The following is a 21,526-nucleotide window of genomic DNA, read 5'->3' as shown; positions in this document are numbered from 1 at the left end:
GGTCGGTAATTTCACTTCACGAACACCATCTGGACTGGAAACGCCTGAGACAATCACATCAAAAGTTCCTGCGTCAGGATTGTTATTCGCGATAGTCAAAGTACCTTTAGGATGCGCAATCGAAACTGTTGTCGTTGTCCCTGTTACTCCTACCAACTGATTATTTTCTTGGATATAATATACATGAATATTATACTCTCCAGTTGATTTTTTATGATCAGTCGCTTTAACTGTTACTTTGTAAGTTCCATTGGCTTGTTTCTTAGCAGTATACCAGATAATATCATCTTGACCACCGATGCTGGACCAAGTTGGAACTTTCACTTCACGAACGCCATAAGGACTAGAAACATTGGAAATAAGGACATCAAAAGTTCCTGTATCAGGATTATTATTAGCAATAGTCACTTTTCCTTGAGGTCGTCCAAATGAAAGCTCGGTAGTTGTTCCACCTACGCCAACCAATTTCCCATTATTTTGAATATAATAAAGGTGAATGTGATAAAGTCCTGTAGAAAATTTGTGATCTACTGCTCTTACTGTTACTTTATAGGTTCCATCAGCCTGTTTAGCAGCTGTATACCAAATAATGTCATCTTGACCATTGACATTAGACCAGGTCGGTACTTTCACTTCACGAACGCCATAAGGAGCAGAAACGTCCGACACAATCACATCAAAGGTTCCTGTGTTAGGATTCTTGTTTTGAACTGTGATTTTTCCTTTTATTGGCTGATTTGCAGCACGATTGCTTGGAGTTGCCTTATTCGTAAAACGTCCAGTATAATCCACACTTTGGTCAAAAACATGACGGCCAAGTAGTAGTTCAGCTTGCGAAGTAAACTGCCAAGCACCTGCTTCACTATTATATTTCAGTGTTTTCGCATCATCTGCACTTAATTTTGAAGTTGGATATTGCGCTACCCAGAAATTCTCCAAGCCAAATTGCTCTGTTTGGATTGGTCCTTTCGTTCTGAGATTATTTCGATCAAGCCAACTTGCACTTGTATAGTACATCAAATTTGAAAAGCCCATACGCCGCATTTCATCTGCCCAAGCTTGAGTAGTTGCATTGATATTCGGACGCATATCAGAATCTTCAATATCATTTACCATAACAGTTGAGGAAGGAAGGTTCAATCGCCTTGCTTCCTCTGCAAAATAGCGCGCTTCTGCTCTTGCTTCTGCTTCATTAGTATAATGAGAAAAAGCATAAGCCGACACTTGCATACCTGCCGCTTGTGCATTCTGTGTTTGAGAAACCGCATAAGGATTTTTATAACTCGTTCCTTCTGTTAATTTGACAACAACCCCATTTACCCCTTTTTCAGCTAAATGTTGATAATCCTCTTTGCTGATATGCCCATTATGACTGCTGACATCTACAAAAGTTGATTTTTTTACTTGCGCATCAGGATTACTTCTGGCTGTTTCTTGATTATTCTGCGCAGCAAAAAAAGTTGACTTGTTGTCTTTTTTAGTCTCAGTTGTAGTTGTCGAATTTTCTTTTACAACTGATTGTTCTTCTGAAACTTTAGCCTCAGTTGAAGCAGTAGTTGCTTCGTTTTTAGATGAAGAAGATGAAGTTGTTTGATTTATTGGAGCAGTTTGAGTTACTTCTTTTGTTTGGAGTTCAGCTGTAGAATGAGTTTCTTGTTTATTGAGTTCTACTGTCGGCTGTGGCGTAGAAGTTTTTACAGGTTCATCAGCAAAAATTTGCTGTGAACTAGCTGCAATTAAAATAGCTGTGCTTGCTAAATAAAATAAACTTTTCTTTTTCATTTTATTTCTCCATTTTAAAATAAGCCTACCATAAAATATGGCAAGCTAACTATTTCTTTTAAGAATTATTTTACAAAGTCCAACAATGCAAGGAAACTTTCTGCTTCAAGTGATGCTCCACCAACAAGGGCACCGTCAACATCTGGACATGCCATGTATTCCGCAACATTGTTAGGTTTTACTGAACCGCCGTATTGTACACGTACTTTGTCAGCCACTTCTTGACCAAAGTCAGCTGCTACAACATCACGAACTGCTTTACACATTTTTTGAGCATCGTCTTGAGTAGCCGATTTACCAGTACCGATAGCCCAGATTGGTTCGTAAGCAATGACAAGAGAAGACACTTGTTCTGCTGTCAATCCTTTAAGGGCTGCAGATACTTGAGCACCTACAAATTCCACTGCTTTACCAGCTTCGTAAGTTTCAAGAGATTCACCACAGCAGATGATTGGAAGAAGACCGTTGCGGAAGATAGCATGAGCTTTCTTGTTGATATCTTCGTCTGTTTCATGGAAATAGTCACGACGTTCTGAGTGACCAATTACAACATAATCAAGACCCATTTCAGAAAGAACTTTGGGACTATTTTCACCAGTAAATGCACCAGCGTCTTCAAAATAAGTATTTTGTGCAGCAACTTTAAGATTTGAACCTTTTGCTGCAGCAAGAACTGTCGTCAAATCAAGCGCAGGAGCTGCGATACCTGCTTCAACAAGATCAGATGAAGGAAGTTTACTTGCAACTGCTTCTACAAAAGCTTTAGCTTCTTCTGGATTTTTGTTCATTTTCCAGTTACCAGCAATAAATGGTTTACGTGACATTTCACATACCTCTTCTTTTTTTATTTACATCTATTATTTTACCATAATTTAATAGAGAAATAAAGACTGAGTCGAATGAAATCATAAAAAAGAAAGCCCCGCAACAGCGGAGCTCATTTGTCTGACTTTAATTGTTCATCTGGGAACTTAATTGAATTAAGCTTCGATTTCTGTAACCATACCTGAACCTACAGTACGTCCACCTTCACGGATAGAGAATGTAGTTCCTTGTTCTACGGCAATTGGGTGGATCAATTCAACGTCGATTGTTACGTTATCACCAGGCATTACCATTTCAGTACCTGCAGGAAGTTCGATTGAACCTGTAACGTCTGTAGTACGGAAGTAGAATTGAGGACGGTAGTTGTTGAAGAATGGAGTATGACGTCCACCTTCTTCTTTAGTAAGGATGTAAACTTCACCTTTGAATTTAGTGTGTGGATGAATTGAACCTGGTTTAGCAAGAACTTGTCCACGTTCGATTTCGTCACGTTGGATACCACGAAGAAGAACCCCTACGTTATCTCCAGCAAGACCTTCGTCCAATTGTTTACGGAACATTTCAACACCAGTAACAACTGCTTTTTGGATTTCGTCACGGATACCAACGATTTCAACTTCGTCGTTGACTTTAACAGTACCACGGTCGATACGTCCTGAAGCAACAGTACCACGTCCAGTAATTGAGAATACATCTTCAACTGGAAGAAGCAATGGTTTGTCAGTATCACGTTCTGGTTCTGGAATGTATTCATCAACAGTATCCATCAATTCCATGATGATGTCTTCATATTTTTCATCACCTTCAAGAGCTTTAAGAGCTGAACCTTGGATAACTGGGATTTCATCACCTGGGAAATCGTATTCTGAAAGAAGGTCACGGATTTCCATTTCAACCAATTCAAGTAATTCTTCATCGTCAACCAAGTCAACTTTGTTCATGAAGACGATAAGGTATTTAACACCTACTTGGCGTGAAAGAAGGATGTGTTCACGAGTTTGAGGCATTGGTCCATCAGTTGAAGCTACTACAAGAATAGCTCCATCCATTTGAGCAGCACCAGTAATCATGTTTTTAACGTAGTCCGCGTGTCCTGGAGCATCAATGTGAGCATAGTGACGTTTAGCAGTTTCATACTCAACGTGTGCAGTGTTGATAGTGATTCCGCGTTCGCGTTCTTCTGGAGCAGCATCAATAGATGAATAATCTTTTGGTTGGTTAACTGAACTTGGAAGACGACGTGCAAGTACAGTCGTGATAGCTGCAGTTAGGGTAGTTTTACCATGGTCAACGTGTCCGATTGTACCGATGTTAACGTGTGGTTTACTACGATCGTATTTTTCTTTTGCCATTTGAGTAAAAGCCTCCAATAAAATATATTTTATAGATAGACAGTAGGCAATACAGTCTAACTTTCCTTACTATTTTATCAAATTTTCTTCAAATTGCAAGCATTTTACGCCTTTTTTATCAATTTATTCTTTGTCCAACTTGTAGTATGGTTGATTTGGTATAGAAGCTCCAATGCTTGATGCATAAATCCACTCCTTACCTTCCAACTGTGCAAAATTTTCAGTTTTTCCTGTTAGGATAACGCCTGAGAATTCTAATTTTTCTAGGTCTTCTTTCTTAGACAAGTCTAGCTTACCAAATTTTTTCAAGTAGGTTTTAATGTCATCTGACGGAGTTACATTATTGTAGCTACTTTTTCCAAATCCACTTTTAATATATTTCTTCAGATTATCCAAGAATCCATCTACATCTTTCATTTGGGCAAGTCTGTTACTCAGTCTCTCTCCTTCTTTGAGGTTTTTAATAGCTTCTTCTGCTTCCTTTTTGTGAACATATTCTTTTTGCGTTAGATAATCTGGACTCGTACCATATAGATTGCTTGGTTGCCACCAGCTTGGATCGCTTGTTGAATTTGTACCAATCCAATACCAATTGGGCTTGAGGTTCTTAGGTATCATTGCTCGAATTTCTTTTAAACTATATGGTTTATCAAAGGTCAGAGCCACTTCTACTAATTGATTTTGCATATCTTTTACGTAAGGAAGCTCTTTAGTTGGTTCATGGACAGATTCTCCTTTCTCCTCTTTCACATTTTTATTGTAGAATTGTGGCACTTTTTGGTTACTTTCTATTTGAATAGTTGCCCCAGATTCTGTATATCTGCCAGAATTTGCATGAAAAAGAGTTCCTCGATTGATATTAAAAATTCCAAAATCTGTCTTGTATTCACCATAGTCTAGCGGAATCCCATAAATATCTTTAGCTTGTCTACCTTTAATACCACCGTGAAACATATCTCCACCATTAGCAGACCAGGTATACGTTTCAATATTAGGAAAGGCGACGCTTTCAACTAGCTGTACCTCATTGACCACCTTCCAAGCTTGGTCGCTGATGAGTTTTCCTGTAATCATACGAGCAGCAATATATATTCCAAAAAATACTACCACTACTGTTGTTGACCAGAGGATAATCCGCTTGGTATTTCGCTTTTTGTTTTTCTTTGCAACGATTTCAAATGTTTCCATGATGATATCCTTTCTTTTCCAAAATCTGTCGAAGTTTCTTTCGACTGCGCATGAGCTGAACTTTGACTTTGCTCTTAGAATAATGGAGTACTTCTGCTATTTCGCCTATTGAGAATCCTTGAAAATAATAAAGATCCAACATGATTTTATCCTGTGTGGGCAACTTTTCTACTTCCTCCATGAGAAAGTCATAATCTGTTTCTTCAACAATCAATTGATTTTCCTTTGTAAAAAAATCTCGTCGCAGGATTTCCATATAATGCTTATCACGCCGGTATTTGTCAATATAGCGGCGAATAGACACACTATACATCCAAGCTCGCATTTTTTGAGCAGGGATGACAAAATCAGACTCTAGCATTTTGATAAAAACATCCTGAACAACATCTTCTGCTTGCTCTTTTGGAACGCCTGAGCCTTGCAGATAATAGACGATTTCTTTTGCAAAGGTAATCAAGACTTTTTCATAATCATCTAGTTTGATATCCTCATCCCCCTTCCTTCACTAGTATAACGAATTGGAAGCGTTTTGGGTTACAAAGATATAAAAAAATCGGAAATAATCCGATTTTTTATTCTTCATCAGCCTGAGTTTCTCAGTCCTGTCGCAATTCCATTGATTGTGACGTGAATCAACCTTTCTTCGTCAGGAGATAACTCCCCACGGCGTTGGCGTTTGATGAGTTCCAGCTGAATATAATTCAAGATATTAAAATAACGCATGCGGTAGTCTAAACTGTCTCGCAAGTAGGGATTTTCCTCTAACAGGTCATCATAATCTTCAATAGCAAGAATAACATTCTTGGTTAATTGCCACTCATCCAAAATTGTATAATAAATTTCTTGTACTTCTTTATCTTCACACAATTGAGCATATTCAAAGGCGATATTCATATTCGACTTTGATAACACCATGTCTACATTGGACAAAAGCGATTGGAAGAAAGGCCAATTTTTATACATCTTTCTCAAGAAAGCTAGATTTTCTTCTGGATTTTCATCAATAAATTCTTTAAAGCTGGATCCAACACCATACCAACCAGGGAACATCACCCGACTTTGCGACCATGAAAAGACCCACGGAATGGCACGCAAGCCACCGATTTCGGTAATTGTTTTACGCGCAGCCGGTCGCGAACCAATATTAAAGCTGGAAATAGCTTTGATTGGGCTTGATTCAAAGAAATAATCATAAAAATGCTCATTGCCAAAAACCAAATCACGATAAATTTGATAGCTTCGTTCTACTACCTGATCCATAATATGCTCATAGCGGTTAGATGTGCTAGTATCGCTCTTTTTCTTGGTAATCATACGGTTAATCGTTGCCGACACCAACATTTCTAAATTGTAGTACGCAGCGTCTTTATTTCCGTATTTATTGCCAATAACTTCTCCTTGCTCTGTCAGGCGAATTCGGTCATTGATACTGCGGAGAGGCTGAGAGGTAATGGCTTCATAAGTAGGTCCGCCACCACGACCAACCGTTCCACCACGACCGTGGAAAAAGGTGATTTTTATACCAAATTCATCTCCAATAGCTGTCAGTTGCTGTTGCGCTTTATAGAGAGTCCAGCAGGATGATAAGTAACCACCGTCTTTATTGCTGTCTGAATAGCCCAGCATGATTTCTTGATAGTTGTTATTAGAGGCAATCCATTTCTGAGCGATTGGAAGAGATAAGTATTTCTTCATCGTGTCATAGGAATTATCCAAGTCTTCAATGGTTTCAAAGAGCGGCACAATCTGTACACGCGCAAATTCTTTGTCAATGAGACCAACTTCCTTGTGCATAACAGCCAACTCTAAAAGGTCAGACACGCTCGTAGCATGAGAAATAATGGTTTGCTTAATAACCGCATCTCCTAGCTTGTCTTTCAACTCACGCGCCGTTTGAAAAATCTCTAATTCTTTTTGCAAAAGGGCAGATTTTTTAGCATGTGTAGCAGAAAGAATCCGCGGATCATAGAGAAGTTCATTTAGCAGAACGTGACATTTTTCGTCTTCAGAAAGCTCGCTATAATGCTCCACAATTCCTGCGCTCGCTAATAACTCCGCAACGCAGACTTCATGAACACTAGAATCTTGACGCATATCAATGGAAGCAAGGTAAAAACCGAATACTTCTACTGCTTGAAGCAACTCAGTAAACTCACCAGAAATCATTGCTTCGCCTTTATTTTCAAGAAGAGACTGCTTGATAGCTAGTAAATCATGTTTAAATTCTTCAATTTTGTGGTAATGTGGCTCGGCTTTTATCTGATCAATAAAGTAAGTCTTTGTATTTTTTAGTTTTGTTTGAATATAGTAGAAGGCTCGACGATACAATTCTTTTTCGCGGTAAATAGAATTATCTTCTGACAGATAAGCCATTTCCTGCACCGCTTCACTTACTTTTACGATACCTGTTGACAAAGAAAATTCACGGTACAAATTAGCAACTTTCGTATCGTAATAGTTCATAATCACTTCACATTGTGTCAAAGCGGATTTTTTCAATGTGTCAGCTGTAACATAAGGATTTCCATCTCGGTCACCACCAATCCACATTCCCATCGTAATAGGGGTAGAATTTTTCAGGTCAATCCCGTGCTGTTTGGCTAAGCGCTTGTATTCTTCTGTTAAATTAGTCACCGCCTGCAAAAAAGAGCTATTGTAGTATTCCATCACATTGGTGATTTCATTGGTCACTTTTAATTTCTTCTCACGAATCATATCTGTCCGCATGATAATTTCGATATATCGACGAAGATTATTGTGCCATTTTTGCTCATTGAGCAAGCCCATTCGCACATCGCGGTATTTACGCAACAAGACATGAATATGATTGGTCAAATCCAACATAGTCGTTCGTTGCACTTGAGTTGGGTGAGCTGTTAAAACAGGAACCACATTCAAATGCTCCAAAATTTCAGCAGCGTTTTCCTTTTCAGAAACCAAATCAATCGTTGTGGATAATTTCCCAAGATAATCTTGCCCCACATTATTTTGATAGTTAATCTCAAAAGCCAAATCCACATCTTCTGAAATATTGATTAAAAGAGGCAGAATTGAAAAATAACGAGAAATATAGGACATTTCCTTGTTCGATAGACTTTGAACAATCTCATTTAACCCTTCATAATTTCCAGCTGCTGCTAATTCTTTTAAAGCAATGATTTTTTCAAAGGTTTCAGGACTCAGCATATTTTTTGTAACTTCTTCTAATAAGTCCGTCAGAATCGTAACTTCTTCTTTGATAACTTCTTTATTGTTGTAATTTTCTAATTTTTGAAGTGACATAATCTACACCTTTCAATAAGCTTTTGCTCAATCTAACGTTAGCGAATAATTCTTAAACCGTGATTGGTTTCTTCGATTTCTCTATACAAACTTTCTCGTTTTTCATTGGCATCAATGTTTAAAACAAAAGCAATCGCTACGGATAATACTAACAAACTATTTCCACCTTGTGACAAGAATGGGAAGGTGACACCCGTCGAAGGAATCAAACCGGAAATTCCTCCAATATTGACAAACGTTTGTGTCAGTAACATTCCACCAACACCAAGAGCCATCATAGAATTAAATGGATCTTTCGCTCGAATTCCCACAAGGATAATCCGCAAAATAAGGAAAAACAAGAGGGCTAAAATCAAGCTGGCACCGATAAATCCAAATTCTTCAATAACAATGGAAAAGACAAAGTCTGTCTGTGCTTCTGGTAAATAACCACGTTTTTCGATAGAATTTCCTAATCCTAAGCCAAACCAACCGCCATTGCTCATGGCATAATAGGAATTAGCTAGCTGGTGACCTGCGCCTGATAAATCTTTAAAAGGATTAAAAAAGGCACTAAATCGTTTTGCTACATAGCCAAACACAGGAACCTTAGCAACTTTTTCCACACCAATCAACCAGATGCCTGCTAAAACCGCTGTGGAAAGAGTGACAAATATCCCAAGAAGAGTTGAAAACCAGCGATAACCGATCCCACTAACCGTTACCATGATTAAGGTCGTCAGCAAAAGAATGGTCGCATTCCCCAAGTCAGGCAGCGCTGCTACGATTCCAATTAACACAACGACTAGGATTCGCCAGTCGTTCAGTGCGCGTGGAATCAGTTGATTTCGTGTTAAAGCCTGATAGTCATACGTTGCGATTTCATCTTGCTGATGAGAAAACCGCTGTGCTAAAAACCAAATCAGAATAATTTTTAAATACTCAGCCGGCTGGAGACTAATCGGACCAAATCGTAACCAACCATGTGCACCATTGATTCGGGCACCAAGGAAGCGAGATAAAATTAAAAGCAAGATTTCCACAAAAATAACAATGACAATCAGTCGATTGTCTTTTAAGAAATCTAACTTTATTTTGTAAATTAAAGCAATGGCAAGTAAGCTGATTACCCAGAAAATTCCTTGATTTAAAACAGATCTGAGCGAATTTGCTCCTACCTGTACTAAAGTGGCACTTGACGTTGAATAAACAACTATCAATCCCAAAATAGATAAAACCAAATAAGGAATCAAAATGGAATAATTAAGCAGGTGGCGTTTATCAATTTTCATAGTTCACCTAATATTATTAAATTTTCACCGAACATTATACCACTTTTCAGGGTAAAAAAAAAGTATTTGACGAACGGTATTTTTTAAATCCTTGCAGTATCTAGACTAAACTTTAACTAAAAAAAAGAACAATAAGCTGAGTCCATGAATAGGATTTATAAGCATTCTTCACCATTATGTCCAATAAACCGCTTTCTTTAATATTTCAATTTGATGACAAATACTTATTTTCTACTAGTTTATTTTGCTTTTTATCTGACTTTACGTTAAAATGAAATTATATGAGAAAGAGGATTAAACCGCTTGTTGTCTTTGTTTTCTTTGTTAGCTTCATTGTGATTATTTTAGGAGCGAAGCATTATTCAGAAAACAAGGAAACTAAACAGCAAAAGGACGCTATTACACAAACATCAGCTACTTCTCAGTCAACTGATACTTCAGATTCCGATGAAGCAGACAAAGCCTATAAACCAATCATTGACTTGTCCGGCTGGCAATTGCCAAGTGATATTAACTATGACGTACTAGCAAAAAATGTTTCTGGCGCCATTATACGCGTGCATAGCGGAGCACAAGCAAAAAAAGAAAATGCAGCTACACACTTAAACGGAATTGATAAATCCTATCAACGCCACATAGAAGAATTTCAAAAACGAAATATTCCTGTCGCTGTCTATGCTTATGTGGCTGGTAGCAACAAGAAAGAAATGCAAAAAGCTGCCGAAAGTTTTTATAAAGCTGCTTCAAAATACAAACCGACCTACTACTGGCTAGATGTTGAAGAAAAAACTATGGAGAACATGAATGCTGGTGTTGAAGCTTTTCGCGCTAAGTTATCATCATTGGGTGCTAAGAACATCGGGATTTATGTCGGAACCTATTTCCTTGAAGAACACAGTATCTCAACTAAGAAATTCACAGCTATTTGGATTCCAACTTACGGCTATAATGACGGTTATTACAACACTGCCCCTAAGACAGACTTAAAATACGATTTACATCAATACACATCACAAGGCTCAATTGGTGGTTTTGCACATGATGTCGATCTTAATCAGCTATCTCCTTTAAAAAATCAGACAAAAACATTTAAAAAATTATTTGGTAATGGAAAATAATAACTCTGTAATAGTTTGAATCGAAAACTTTGCAGAGTTTTTCTTTTCTTCTCGTCTAGTTATCACTACTTTCTTGTTTCTAAATATGTTATAATGACTAACAAAGAAAAGTTTAGGGAGTAATGAATGATTTCTTGGTTAATCAGAATTTTTAAGGGAATTGTCATCGCGCTAGGATTTATTCTCCCTGGGGTATCTGGTGGAGTTTTAGCCACTATTTTGGGGATTTACGAGCGGATGATTTATTTTTTAGCGCATATAAAAGAGAATTTTCGTGAAAATGTACTTTATTTTTTACCTGTTGGTATTGGAATGGTTTTAGGGATTGCACTATTTTCCCTGCCAGTTGAATATCTCTTAGATCATTATAAAATCATTGTTTTATGGGGATTTGCAGGAGCGATTATCGGTACGATTCCAAGCTTGCTAAAGGAATCTACCAGAGAATCTGATCGCGACCGAACTGATGTTATTTGGTTCGTAGCCACTTTTTTCATCTCTGGGATTTGCCTTTATTTCCTCAATAGTTTAGTCGGAACGTTACCTGCAAATTTCTTGACTTTTATTTTAGCTGGTTCCCTTATCACACTGGGAATTCTCGTTCCAGGTTTAAGTCCTTCAAATTTGCTCTTGATTTTGGGACTGTATTCCCCGATGCTAATCGGTTTTAAATCTTTAGATATTTTGGGAACCTTTTTACCAATCGGAATTGGCGGTCTCCTCGCACTTGTGATTTTTTCAAAATCCATGAATTATGCTTTGGAAAATTATCATTCTCAAGTGTACCATTTTATCATTGGGATTGTCTTATCTAGTACTGTTCTCATCTTGGTACCAAACCCTGGGAATAGCGAAAGTATTCATTATGCTAATACTTCTATCATCACCTTCGTTACTGCTGCGTTCTTCTTTGGATTAGGAACTTGGCTGGGCGCTTGGATGAGCCAATTGGAGGAAAAGTATAAATAATGGCTAAAAAAACAAAAATTAAGAAAACTCTTGTAGAACAAATTTTGACAAAAGCAAAAATTCCTCACAAAGGGCTCCAAATCAATGCTTTAGAAGGACAATTGCCTGAAGGAATAGAGCGCTCACAGATTTACAAAACATTGGCTCTAACAGGCGATAAAACAGGGACAATTATTGGGATTTTGCCCATAACAGAACATCTAGCTGAAAAAAAGCTGGCCAAAATATCTGGTAACAAAAAAGTAAGCATGATTTCGCAAAAAGATTTAGACAAGACAACTGGCTACATTCACGGAGCAAATAATCCTGTCGGCATTCGTCAAAAACACCACTTTCCTATTTACATTGACAATTCGGCTTTAACAGACGAAACTATTATCGTATCGGCTGGAGAATTAGGACACAGTATTGAAATTAACGCAGAGGATTTAGCTCATTTTGTCGAGGCGACCTTTGCAGATTTAAAAGAGGATTCAAAATAGAAAGGAAACTGTATGAAACTCTACTTCATTCGACACGGAAAAACTCAATGGAATTTAGAAGGACGCTTTCAAGGAGCCAATGGTGATTCACCGCTGCTTGAGACTTCTATTGAAGAATTGCACTTGCTTGGAAAACACATGGCTCACATTAAATTTGACAAGATTTTTTCAAGTGATTTACCACGCGCAATGGCAACTGCACAGATTATCAATAGTGAAAATCATTTTTCACAAGTCGTTGAGCCACATGCCGAGCTACGTGAATGGCAACTAGGATCCCTAGAAGGACAAAAAGTTTCTACGATTACGGCTATCTATCCTCACCAAATGGAAGCTTTCCGTCACAATCTAGCGAAATTTAACAACTCTATTTTTGGTGCAGAATCAGTCTACAATACTACACGACGTACAATAGACTTCATTAAATCACAAAAAGGGCAATCTTATAAAAATCTTCTTTTTGTTGGTCATGGAGCGAATTTAACTGCTTCTTTACGTTTATTACTAGGTTATGACTTTGCTCAACTTCGCCAGCAGGGTGGTCTTACAAATGGAAGTGTCACCATTCTTGAAACGCAAGATTTTGAGCATTTTACACTTCTTGATTGGAACAATGTTGATCACTTAAAAACAATTGAAACCGTGAGCGTATAAAATCACGGTTTTTCTTTATTTATAGATGAATTTCTGCCTTATTTATGATAGAATGAGGAAGGTAAACTTTAGGAGGAAGAATATGACTACTGAACATATTGAAGAATTAAATGACCAGCAGCTGATTCGTCGTGAAAAAATGGCTGCTTTAGCAGAACAAGGCATTGACCCATTTGGTAAACGTTTTGAACGTACTGCAGATTCTGCCCAATTAAAAGAAAAATATAGTGATAAAACAAAAGAAGAGCTACATGAATTAGCGGAAACTGCTACCATTGCGGGACGACTTATGACCAAGCGCGGGAAAGGCAAAGTCGGTTTTGCTCATATCCAAGACCGTGAAGGTCAAATTCAAATCTATGTTAGAAAAGATACTGTTGGTGAAGAAAATTATCAAATTTTTAAAAAAGCGGATATTGGCGACTTCCTTGGTATCGAAGGTGAGATCATGCGCACAGATATGGGAGAACTTTCGATTAAAGCAACTCACATTACACATCTCTCTAAAGCACTTCGTCCATTGCCTGAAAAATTCCATGGACTAACAGATGTTGAAACGATTTATCGTAAACGTTATTTGGATTTGATTTCCAATCGGGAAAGCTTTGAACGCTTCGTAACTCGCAGTCGTATCGTTTCAGAAATTCGCCGTTATCTTGATAACCAAGGCTTCCTTGAAGTTGAAACACCCGTTTTACATAATGAAGCTGGTGGTGCTGCTGCTCGTCCATTTATTACTCATCACAATGCACAAAATATTGATATGGTACTTCGTATCGCAACTGAATTGCACTTAAAACGTCTGATTGTTGGTGGTATGGAACGTGTTTATGAAATGGGACGCATTTTCCGTAACGAAGGAATGGATGCCACTCACAATCCTGAATTCACTACGATTGAAGCTTATCAAGCTTATGCAGACTTTGGAGATATCATGGACTTGACAGAAGGAATTATCCAAAGTGCAGCGAAAGCTGTCACAGATGCTGAAAGTGTCCCTTATCAAGGTACTGAAATCTTTATCGGTCGCAAATTTGCACGTAAACACATGCTAGAAGCCATTAAAGAACAAACTGGCATTGATTTCTGGAAAGATATGACTCTCGAAGAAGCGACTGCACTGGCTAAAGAACATCATGTAACGGTTGAAAAACACTTTACGGTTGGTCATATTATCAATGCTTTCTTTGAAGACTTTGTTGAAGATACCTTAATTCAGCCTACATTTATCTATGGTCATCCAGTAGAAGTGTCTCCGCTAGCTAAGAAAAATGCAGATGACCCACGCTTTACAGACCGCTTTGAGCTCTTTATCGTTGGACGCGAATTTGCCAACGCCTTTACAGAGTTGAACGACCCAATTGACCAATTATCGCGTTTTGAAGCGCAAGCCAAAGCTAAGGAACTCGGAGATGACGAAGCAACTGGCATTGACTACGATTACGTAGAAGCTCTTGAATACGGCATGCCGCCAACTGGAGGCCTCGGAATTGGAATTGACCGCTTAATTATGCTGTTGACAGATGTCACTTCTATTCGTGACGTATTGCTTTTCCCAACGATGAAGTAAACAATTTCTTATCAAATGAATACTGAGATAACAAAAATGACCTTGTCCCTCGTTCAAGAGGGACAAGGTCATTTTTTAACTCTATCATAATTGAATTTTTTCGTTCAAAATTCTACTATAATCAAGAATTATTTCTTTTGCTCCATCATACGGCAAGTCATACACTACATTTGGCATATCTGCACGGGTTTAACAAGTAATCTACCATCATGTATTCCGCCAATAATTTTTCCATTATAATAGATAATAAATTCTCCCATCATAGCTCTATAACTAATATTATTTAAGGGAACTATATACCAGTTTACACTAGACACAATATATAGTACTTACGAGAATATCAAAAAAGGCGACTTCCAAGCGGAAATCGTCTTTTAGTTTATCTCAATCCATCTGGATGTTCGGTCATGTATTCTGCTAACCATTCCATACCATAGGCTATCTCAAATACTTCCAATATCAATGAAAGGTCTGGTTGAAAACCATATTCTTTGAGCTTGTTGGTAACATCTTTTATGGAACGGATTTTGATTAACTTAATAATATCTCCTGCATCTTGTCTATCCCTATCTCGTCCGCTTTCTAGCTTCATACCAAGAATGTAGGATAATGGTGGTACAAAAACAGTCAAATTTGAATAGCTAAATGCCTTCTCACAGATTGACCGCGGTGGTACTCTATTCATATTAGCAACGTTATTATTCAACCATAATTCTTCAGGTTCGTTCACACCAAAATCATCGCCAACTTTCTCAATAATGCTTCTGATTTTAGCATCTTCTTGATAAAAAGCATCAACATCTTTTGTTCCTCGAAGGTTGTAGTATTCGAGGACAAAGCCACCAACACAGATAATCTCGAGGCTGATATTTTCCTTAGCTAATTCTGTATTGAAAGCTTCAAATAAAACTTTCTTATCCATAGTTACCCTCTCTAAAGAGTTTCAAAATATCTTTTGGCTTACTTTTACGGTTCGCCTGCAAAACGTGTTCTCTTGTGTGTGTACCTTCTGTTAAAGCATCTTGAAGGGTTATTTTTTGGAAAGGTGTTAAGGTAGGATTTTTCAACAATTGCTCTACATCATCAGTAGTTAGTTTAGTCTCCTCATCTTTAATGACCTTATAAAGATAGCGAAACCACAAATCACCGTTACTTCCAGCATGTTCACTAGCTCTCACCATGTAATCGTACCATGTTGTCATTATTATTCCCCCTCATCTTTTCTAAGGTTATAGTGCATCGCTATCCAAAGTTTTTTGTCAAAATCCGATAACTCTTTTTTCTTCTGATAAATGCAATCGTTCAAATCAGGAAATTTGAGACTGTATTTTTTCTCAAAAAAGTTCTGAAACTCCTCTTTACTTTCTGCAATATCAACCAAAGCTTCTAACTCTGCCATTTGTTTGGCAATAGCCTTTCTGTCAATTTTCTTTTGACTATCTCCAAGTACATCATAAACACAACGTTTTGTCAGTTGAGTATAAAAAGAGCGATGTTTAGTAACAAAATCAAAGGAATAGGTCTTATCCCAGAGTTTGGTGTATTTATTGTAAAAACCATCTGAAAGACTGACCTGATAACCAATCAGCTTACTATCAACTCTACGAGCGATAGACCTTTCCAATTCAAAATGTAGGTCATGTAATGTATTAGTAGCCATAAATCAGCTCCCTGTATTTAGTTCGGACACAGGCATTTGAAATCAGGAGATTAAAACGCTCACTATCCGAATAGTTACGAGTATTATAACGAAAAACAAATTCATCTACATAGTCTTGAAGATATTTCTTAGACCACGAATGGTAAATTCCTAATACTCCACGTTTCAATCCAGCCCAAAAGCCTTCAATCGTGTTGGTATAAACATCACCTTGCACATACTCACTAATTCCATGATTAACAAAGTCATGATTATACATCTTAGCCACTTTATTATAACCCAGCCATTCATCTGTGTAAAGTCGAGCTGTTTCCTTTACATATTTGACAATCTGTTCAGTCAATGTTTTCGTCTTTGTATCTGGTACATGATGAGCATTAACTTTACCTTGACGTTGTACCATGCCTACTACAGCAGATTTGTCTTTCAATGAACGCCCTTGAGCATTTTTGACTTTTTTGGAGTTATGACGATTCTTATTTTTACCACCTATGTAGGTTTCATCAACTTCCACAACATCATCAAGACTATTGTTGTTTTCAGAACTAAAACACTTACGGATACGTTGCAGCATGAACCAAGCTGTTTTTTGCGTAACACCAATATCTTTTGATAATTGCACAGATGAGATTCCTTTTTTGTGAGAAGTCACAAGCCAAATTGCCATAAACCATTTACGAAGTTCAATTTTAGTATTGTCAAAAAGAGTACCAGTCTTGACATTGAAGTATTTTCCAGTATTTTTGCAACGGTATTTGTTACCTTTGCATTTGTAGACCTTTGAGGTAGCATCAAAAGGGCTGATAATCATATCGCCCCAAATCATATTTTCTAAATGGTCAATACATGACTGTTCGTCTGGAAAAGCAGATTGTAAATCAAATAATGACTTAAACTCAAACTTCATAACTGGTACTCCTTACTTCTTGATTATATTATATCGAAAACAAGAATGATTGTCAATAAAAATGTAAACTTCTACTATGCAAAAAAAGCCAAAATTTTGATATAATAGAAGTATCAAAAATAAAGGAAATTAAGTATTATGAACGCAATCACAGCTCACAGCTCACAGCTCACAGCTCACAGCTCACGCTGATTATGTAATCGGACGTGTTTTTTGTAAAGCTCTAAAACAGGCTTTTTCACATTTTTGTGAAGAAGCCTTTTATACTCCCTACGAAAGTGGGGTGGCATAATGGCTGGCTCACTACACAAGGCTAAAAAAGTAAAAAATGATGAGTTTTATACTCGCTATAAAGATATTGCTGAGGAAATGGGGCATTATAGGGAACATTTTAGAGATAAAGTTATCTACTGTAATTGTGATGACCCAACACAATCAAATTTTTGGCGTTATTTTCATAACAATTTTGCTAGTCTGGGTCTTAAAAAACTGATAGCAACACATTTTCAAAAGGATAGCGAACCGTCGTATGCTCTGATTTATGAAGGTGGCGATGATTTCAATATGGAAACTGGAAATATTGAAACTATTTATGGAGATGATGAGTATACCGCTGGAGATTTTCGAAGCGAGGACAGTATAAACTATTTGAAAGAAGCGGACATTGTTATTACTAACCCTCCGTTTAGTTTGTTTAAGGAGTATATTAGCCAACTAATCAACAACAATAAATCATTTATTGTTGTTGGAAATAAGAATGCGGTAACTTACAAAGAAGTATTCCCTTTAATCAAGAATAATCAAATTTGGATTGGTGCTAGAAGTATGAATTCAGACTTTTGGCTTTATGTTCCAGATGATGCAAATTATGAGAAATTAGACGAAGATGGCAGAAGAGTCAAGCATATTATGGCTTGTTGGTACACTAACTTAGATTTACAAAAGCGTCATGATGGCTTGTGGCATATTGGAGATAAGTTCGACCAAACAAAAGCTCATAAATATTATAAAGGATTTGAAGAGAAATACCCAAAATATGATAATTATAATGGAATAAATATAGATAACGTAAAAGATATACCAATTGATTATGAAGGAATGATGGGCGTTCCTATTACTTTCATTGATAAGTTCAATCCAAGAGAATTTGAAATATTAGGTTGTTCATATTCATACGGAGATCCTGGTGAACCATACCATAAACAAGGAGAGAGTTTCAATGTTAGTTTCAATGACAAAAATGTTTATAAACGTATCTTTATAAGAAACTTAAATCCTATCAGTCGTGCGGAAGACAGAGGTTATTAACAAAGGAGATGATATAATGAAAGTAACTAGATTAAGAGATTTACTAAATAAACCATTTACTATTCGAGATTTAGCTAGTGGTTATACAAATAATGATGATGGCGCAACAACAGATGCTGTAAAAGGATATAATGGCAACTTAAATATCCGTCCATCTTATCAAAGAAATAGCGTATATAACGAAGATAAGAGACAAGCTGTAATCCAAACCGTTTTAGACGAGTGTCCTTTAGGTATCATGTACTGGGTCGACTTGGGAAATGGGCAATATGAAGTTCTTGATGGTCAACAGCGTATTTTAGCTATTTGTAACTATGTTATGGGAAATTATTCTGTAAAATCAAACAAATTTCCGTCTAGTGCTCCACAACAAGATTTCCCAAATCTTCAAATGAACCTAACTGACTTAGCAGTTCAAATTCTTGATTATGAATTAGATATATATGTTTGTGAAGGAACAGCATCTGAAAAAATGAAATGGTTTCACGTTATAAATACAGCAGGAGAACCATTAAATGAACAAGAGCTAAGAAATTCCGCTTACACTGGCACTTGGCTTTCTAACGCCAAACAAAGATTTTCAACAAAAAGTGGACGTGGCGTTGTACTTGCTGACGAAAATCCGAATAACGATAAAGCAGAACCACTATTAAATGGTAATTGGAATAGACAAGAGTATCTACAAACTGCTATTAAATGGGCTTCACAAAATGATAATGACGATAGTACAAATACAATCGAAGATTATATGTTGAAGCATCAAGGAGATGCAGATGCTTCTGAATTATGGCAAAATTTTTCTGCCATAATTGAATGGGTTCGTGGAAAGTTTATAAGCTATCAAAACAGTTTGAAAGGGATGGATTGGGGAACAATCTACAAAGAATATCAATTAGGACAGTTAGACAACAATATCATTAAAAATAGTGCTTCTGTCATTAACGAAAAAATTGCAGAGTTGGTAAATGATGATGAAGTCACAACTAAAATGAAAGGGATTTATCAGTACATCATTTACGGAGATTCCAAATATCTCCAACTTAGAGCTTTTGATGATAAAACCATCAAGCAAAAATATGAAGAACAGAGCCATCACTGCGTTTATTGTGTGGATGAAGGAAACAACAGGGAGTATGCTCTTAAAGAGCTAGCAGGCGACCATATTACACCGTGGTCTTTAGGTGGAAAAACTGTCCCTGAAAATTGCCAACTATTATGTAAAAAGCACAACTCTTCAAAAGGGAACAACTATTAAAATTGAAAAGGCGACTTCCAAAACGGAAATCGACTTTTTTGATATTCTCATAAATACAATATGTTGTTAGTGGTGTAAACTGGTATATAGTTCCCTTTATTTTTATAAGGAGTTTACATAACGATCAACTGCCAAAATGGCAGTAGCAACATCTGAAGCAGAGATTTTAAAAGGCATTTGATGAATGGTTTCACCTTCAATAGTAGCTTGCTTACCAACCTTGAGCAAATCATCATAGCTGGCATTTTCTAAATGCATTTCTGCCAAGGTCGTAGGCATACCAATTTTCTGATAGAAACGAATATATTTTTCCAACTCCTCTTTTGGACGTTTTTCAAGAAAGAGCTGTGTTAGCGTTCCATAAGCTACTTTTTCTCCATGAGTCAGATGATGAATATCACCAGTCAGAGCTGTAAACCCATTGTGAATGGCATGAGCAGCAGCCAATCCACCACTTTCAAAACCAACACCGCTGAGAAGCGTATTAGCCTCAATGATATGCTCAAGAGCTGGTGTTACCACCTGCGCCTCACAAGCAGCCAGTGCTTGTAAACCATCTGCAAAAAGAGTTTCTTCACATTTTTGAGCAATAGCTGCGCCTGCTAAAGTCTGTCTTTGTCCCAGCATGGTCTCTCCATTTGCCTGCATAACCGCATGCGCTTCAACCCAAGTCGCTAAACCATCTGCAATTCCAGAAGCTAACAAGCGCTTTGGAGCTTGAGCAATGACCTTTGAATCTACTAGAACAAGATCTGGGTTCTTGGTGTAAAAAATATATTTTTCAAATGCTCCTTCCTCGGTATAAATTACTGAAAGAGCTGATGTTGGTGCATCTGTCGAAGCAATAGTCGGTGCAATCACGACAGGACTTCCCAATAAATCTGCAATTGCCTTAGCACTGTCAATTGTTTTTCCACCACCAAGACCAATCACTAGATCTGCTCCATCTTTTTCAGCTAAAGCAGCTACCCGATTGATTTCATTATCCGAAGCTTCACCATTAAAACTGACATGCAATACATGAAGTCCATAGCGAGTAAGATAGGATTGGAACTTCTTTCCTACAATTTGATAAACAGTGTTGTCACAAAGCAAAACTGGATGGTTTCCTAAGTTCAAAATCTGTTTTGCATTTTCAAATAAGGCATCTTCACCTTGAATATAGCGAGAAGGGCTTGCAAAAGTTCTCATAAAATACCTCTTCCTACGCAAAAATGGAGATTAGATGTACTTTTGACCATGAATGAATGACCAATCTGCTGCAAAATCATCTACTGCCTTTGAAATAGACGGCATAGCAAAAGCTGCTTCAAAGACATCCGCACCTGCTGTAATAGCATGGGCACCATCAGCAAAAGCCTTGTTGACTTGTCCTACATTTTTAAAGGAAGCTGCTAAAATTTTGCTAGATGAACCTTCTTTCGCAATCGCATCTGCCAATTGGCCAATAACTACATCTGAATCAATGTTCAAATTTTCCATACGGTTATAATAAGGAGCTAAATAATCTGCGCCTGCTTGAATGGCTAACAAACCTTGGAAAATGGTATAAATAGCAGTTGCCGTAATCTTGTAACCTTCTGCTTTTAAAACTTTTATAGCGGCTAACCCTTCAGGGGTTACAGGTACTTTGACAAACACATTTCCACTACAATGCTTGCGAATTTCAGCGGCATCTTTTAAAATTCCCTGATAATCTTTGGCAACAACCTGAATATGAATGGAAGGAGCTTCCCCAATAATTTCTCTAACTTCTTGGATGCGTTTAAAGAAATCAATCTCCCCCTCTTTTTTAGCGATGGTCGGGTTAGAAGTCACTCCTGCCAAGGGGAGAACTTGCGACCATTTTTTTATTTCTTCTACATTTAATGTATCAAGCATGAATTCCATAAACTGGACCTCT

The 21,526-nt window shown here is 37.3% G+C and carries 20 protein-coding genes and 1 pseudogene; 7 read left to right on the top strand and 14 right to left on the bottom strand.

Features of this window, described 5'->3' with window-relative positions; genetic code table 11:
• From HMPREF2574_RS09235 to ftsW, 7 genes are all read right to left on the bottom strand, one after another.
• Window positions 1-1,782 (bottom strand): GBS Bsp-like repeat-containing protein (locus HMPREF2574_RS09235; protein ID WP_180363994.1); only part of this gene is annotated, 1,782 nt, incomplete at its 3' end.
• 65 nt (window positions 1,783-1,847) lie between these two features.
• Window positions 1,848-2,606 (bottom strand): triose-phosphate isomerase, encoded by a 759-nt coding sequence (gene tpiA, locus HMPREF2574_RS09230; protein WP_003023935.1) that lies wholly within the window; start codon window positions 2,604-2,606, stop codon window positions 1,848-1,850.
• A gap of 156 nt (window positions 2,607-2,762) precedes the next feature.
• Complete coding sequence (gene tuf, locus HMPREF2574_RS09225) at window positions 2,763-3,959, bottom strand: elongation factor Tu (protein ID WP_003023932.1); 1,197 nt, start codon at window positions 3,957-3,959, stop codon at window positions 2,763-2,765.
• 123 nt (window positions 3,960-4,082) lie between these two features.
• Window positions 4,083-5,147: an anti sigma factor C-terminal domain-containing protein gene (locus tag HMPREF2574_RS09220; protein ID WP_070812497.1), complete on the bottom strand. Its 1,065-nt coding sequence runs from the start codon at window positions 5,145-5,147 to the stop codon at window positions 4,083-4,085.
• The gene (locus HMPREF2574_RS09215) at window positions 5,134-5,604 is read right to left on the bottom strand and encodes an RNA polymerase sigma factor (protein ID WP_024053049.1); all 471 of its coding nucleotides are present in this window, start codon (window positions 5,602-5,604) and stop codon (window positions 5,134-5,136) included. The genes HMPREF2574_RS09220 and HMPREF2574_RS09215 overlap by 14 nt, the downstream gene beginning before the upstream one ends.
• A 125-nt stretch (window positions 5,605-5,729) precedes the next feature.
• Complete coding sequence (ppc, locus tag HMPREF2574_RS09210) at window positions 5,730-8,429, bottom strand: phosphoenolpyruvate carboxylase (RefSeq protein WP_070812496.1); 2,700 nt, start codon at window positions 8,427-8,429, stop codon at window positions 5,730-5,732.
• Between the two features lie 38 nt (window positions 8,430-8,467).
• Window positions 8,468-9,700, bottom strand: coding sequence for a cell division peptidoglycan polymerase FtsW (gene ftsW / locus HMPREF2574_RS09205; protein ID WP_070584255.1), 1,233 nt, complete (start codon window positions 9,698-9,700; stop codon window positions 8,468-8,470).
• 281 nt (window positions 9,701-9,981) lie between these two features.
• Here ftsW and HMPREF2574_RS09200 point away from each other — a divergent pair, with 281 nt between their 5' ends.
• From HMPREF2574_RS09200 to lysS, 5 genes are all read left to right on the top strand, one after another.
• Window positions 9,982-10,818 (top strand): glycoside hydrolase family 25 protein, encoded by an 837-nt coding sequence (locus HMPREF2574_RS09200; RefSeq protein ID WP_024053046.1) that lies wholly within the window; start codon window positions 9,982-9,984, stop codon window positions 10,816-10,818.
• 126 nt (window positions 10,819-10,944) lie between these two features.
• Window positions 10,945-11,787 (top strand): DUF368 domain-containing protein, encoded by an 843-nt coding sequence (locus tag HMPREF2574_RS09195; RefSeq protein ID WP_070812495.1) that lies wholly within the window; start codon window positions 10,945-10,947, stop codon window positions 11,785-11,787.
• Window positions 11,787-12,269 (top strand): aminoacyl-tRNA deacylase, encoded by a 483-nt coding sequence (locus HMPREF2574_RS09190; protein WP_070584259.1) that lies wholly within the window; start codon window positions 11,787-11,789, stop codon window positions 12,267-12,269. The genes HMPREF2574_RS09195 and HMPREF2574_RS09190 overlap by 1 nt, the downstream gene beginning before the upstream one ends.
• A gap of 12 nt (window positions 12,270-12,281) precedes the next feature.
• The gene (locus tag HMPREF2574_RS09185; RefSeq protein WP_024053043.1) at window positions 12,282-12,923 is read left to right on the top strand and encodes a histidine phosphatase family protein; all 642 of its coding nucleotides are present in this window, start codon (window positions 12,282-12,284) and stop codon (window positions 12,921-12,923) included.
• A gap of 82 nt (window positions 12,924-13,005) precedes the next feature.
• Window positions 13,006-14,493 (top strand): lysine--tRNA ligase, encoded by a 1,488-nt coding sequence (gene lysS, locus HMPREF2574_RS09180; protein WP_024053042.1) that lies wholly within the window; start codon window positions 13,006-13,008, stop codon window positions 14,491-14,493.
• 123 nt (window positions 14,494-14,616) lie between these two features.
• Here lysS and HMPREF2574_RS11150 read toward each other — a convergent pair.
• From HMPREF2574_RS11150 to HMPREF2574_RS09160, 5 genes and pseudogenes are all read right to left on the bottom strand, one after another.
• A pseudogene (locus HMPREF2574_RS11150) lies at window positions 14,617-14,756 on the bottom strand (competence protein TfoX); the annotation flags it as partial.
• Window positions 14,757-14,872: 116 nt separating this feature from the next.
• Entirely contained in the window at window positions 14,873-15,415 is a 543-nt protein-coding gene (locus HMPREF2574_RS09175) for a DUF6036 family nucleotidyltransferase (protein WP_024053041.1), read from the bottom strand.
• Window positions 15,408-15,695, bottom strand: coding sequence for a hypothetical protein (locus tag HMPREF2574_RS09170; protein ID WP_024053040.1), 288 nt, complete (start codon window positions 15,693-15,695; stop codon window positions 15,408-15,410). The genes HMPREF2574_RS09175 and HMPREF2574_RS09170 overlap by 8 nt, the downstream gene beginning before the upstream one ends.
• A gap of 2 nt (window positions 15,696-15,697) precedes the next feature.
• On the bottom strand, window positions 15,698-16,153 hold the full coding sequence (locus HMPREF2574_RS09165) for a hypothetical protein (RefSeq protein ID WP_024053039.1): 456 nt from the start codon (window positions 16,151-16,153) through the stop codon (window positions 15,698-15,700).
• Window positions 16,143-17,060, bottom strand: a complete 918-nt coding sequence (locus tag HMPREF2574_RS09160; RefSeq protein WP_024053038.1) for an IS1595 family transposase — start codon at window positions 17,058-17,060, stop codon at window positions 16,143-16,145. The genes HMPREF2574_RS09165 and HMPREF2574_RS09160 overlap by 11 nt, the downstream gene beginning before the upstream one ends.
• A gap of 291 nt (window positions 17,061-17,351) precedes the next feature.
• Here HMPREF2574_RS09160 and HMPREF2574_RS09155 point away from each other — a divergent pair, with 291 nt between their 5' ends.
• The gene (locus tag HMPREF2574_RS09155; RefSeq protein WP_024053037.1) at window positions 17,352-18,368 is read left to right on the top strand and encodes an adenine-specific methyltransferase EcoRI family protein; all 1,017 of its coding nucleotides are present in this window, start codon (window positions 17,352-17,354) and stop codon (window positions 18,366-18,368) included.
• A 16-nt stretch (window positions 18,369-18,384) separates the two neighbouring features.
• A complete protein-coding gene (locus HMPREF2574_RS09150; protein ID WP_024053036.1) occupies window positions 18,385-19,623 on the top strand; it encodes a GmrSD restriction endonuclease domain-containing protein in 1,239 nt (412 codons plus the stop codon).
• Window positions 19,624-19,725: 102 nt separating this feature from the next.
• Here the strand turns inward: HMPREF2574_RS09150 and HMPREF2574_RS09145 are convergent, their stop codons facing one another.
• Window positions 19,726-20,814 carry a glycerol dehydrogenase gene (locus tag HMPREF2574_RS09145; protein ID WP_024053035.1) on the bottom strand — a complete coding sequence of 363 codons (1,089 nt, stop codon included), beginning with the start codon at window positions 20,812-20,814 and terminating at the stop codon, window positions 19,726-19,728.
• Between the two features lie 30 nt (window positions 20,815-20,844).
• Window positions 20,845-21,513: a fructose-6-phosphate aldolase gene (locus HMPREF2574_RS09140; RefSeq protein ID WP_024053034.1), complete on the bottom strand. Its 669-nt coding sequence runs from the start codon at window positions 21,511-21,513 to the stop codon at window positions 20,845-20,847.
• Window positions 21,514-21,526 lie beyond the last annotated feature (13 nt).

This window comes from Streptococcus sp. HMSC034E12, assembly GCF_001835915.1.
GTDB classification, from domain to species: Bacteria; Bacillota; Bacilli; order Lactobacillales; family Streptococcaceae; genus Streptococcus; species Streptococcus vaginalis.
The sequence above is the reverse complement of the archived record's forward strand: the minus strand, read 5'-3'. Positions and strand labels throughout refer to the sequence as shown.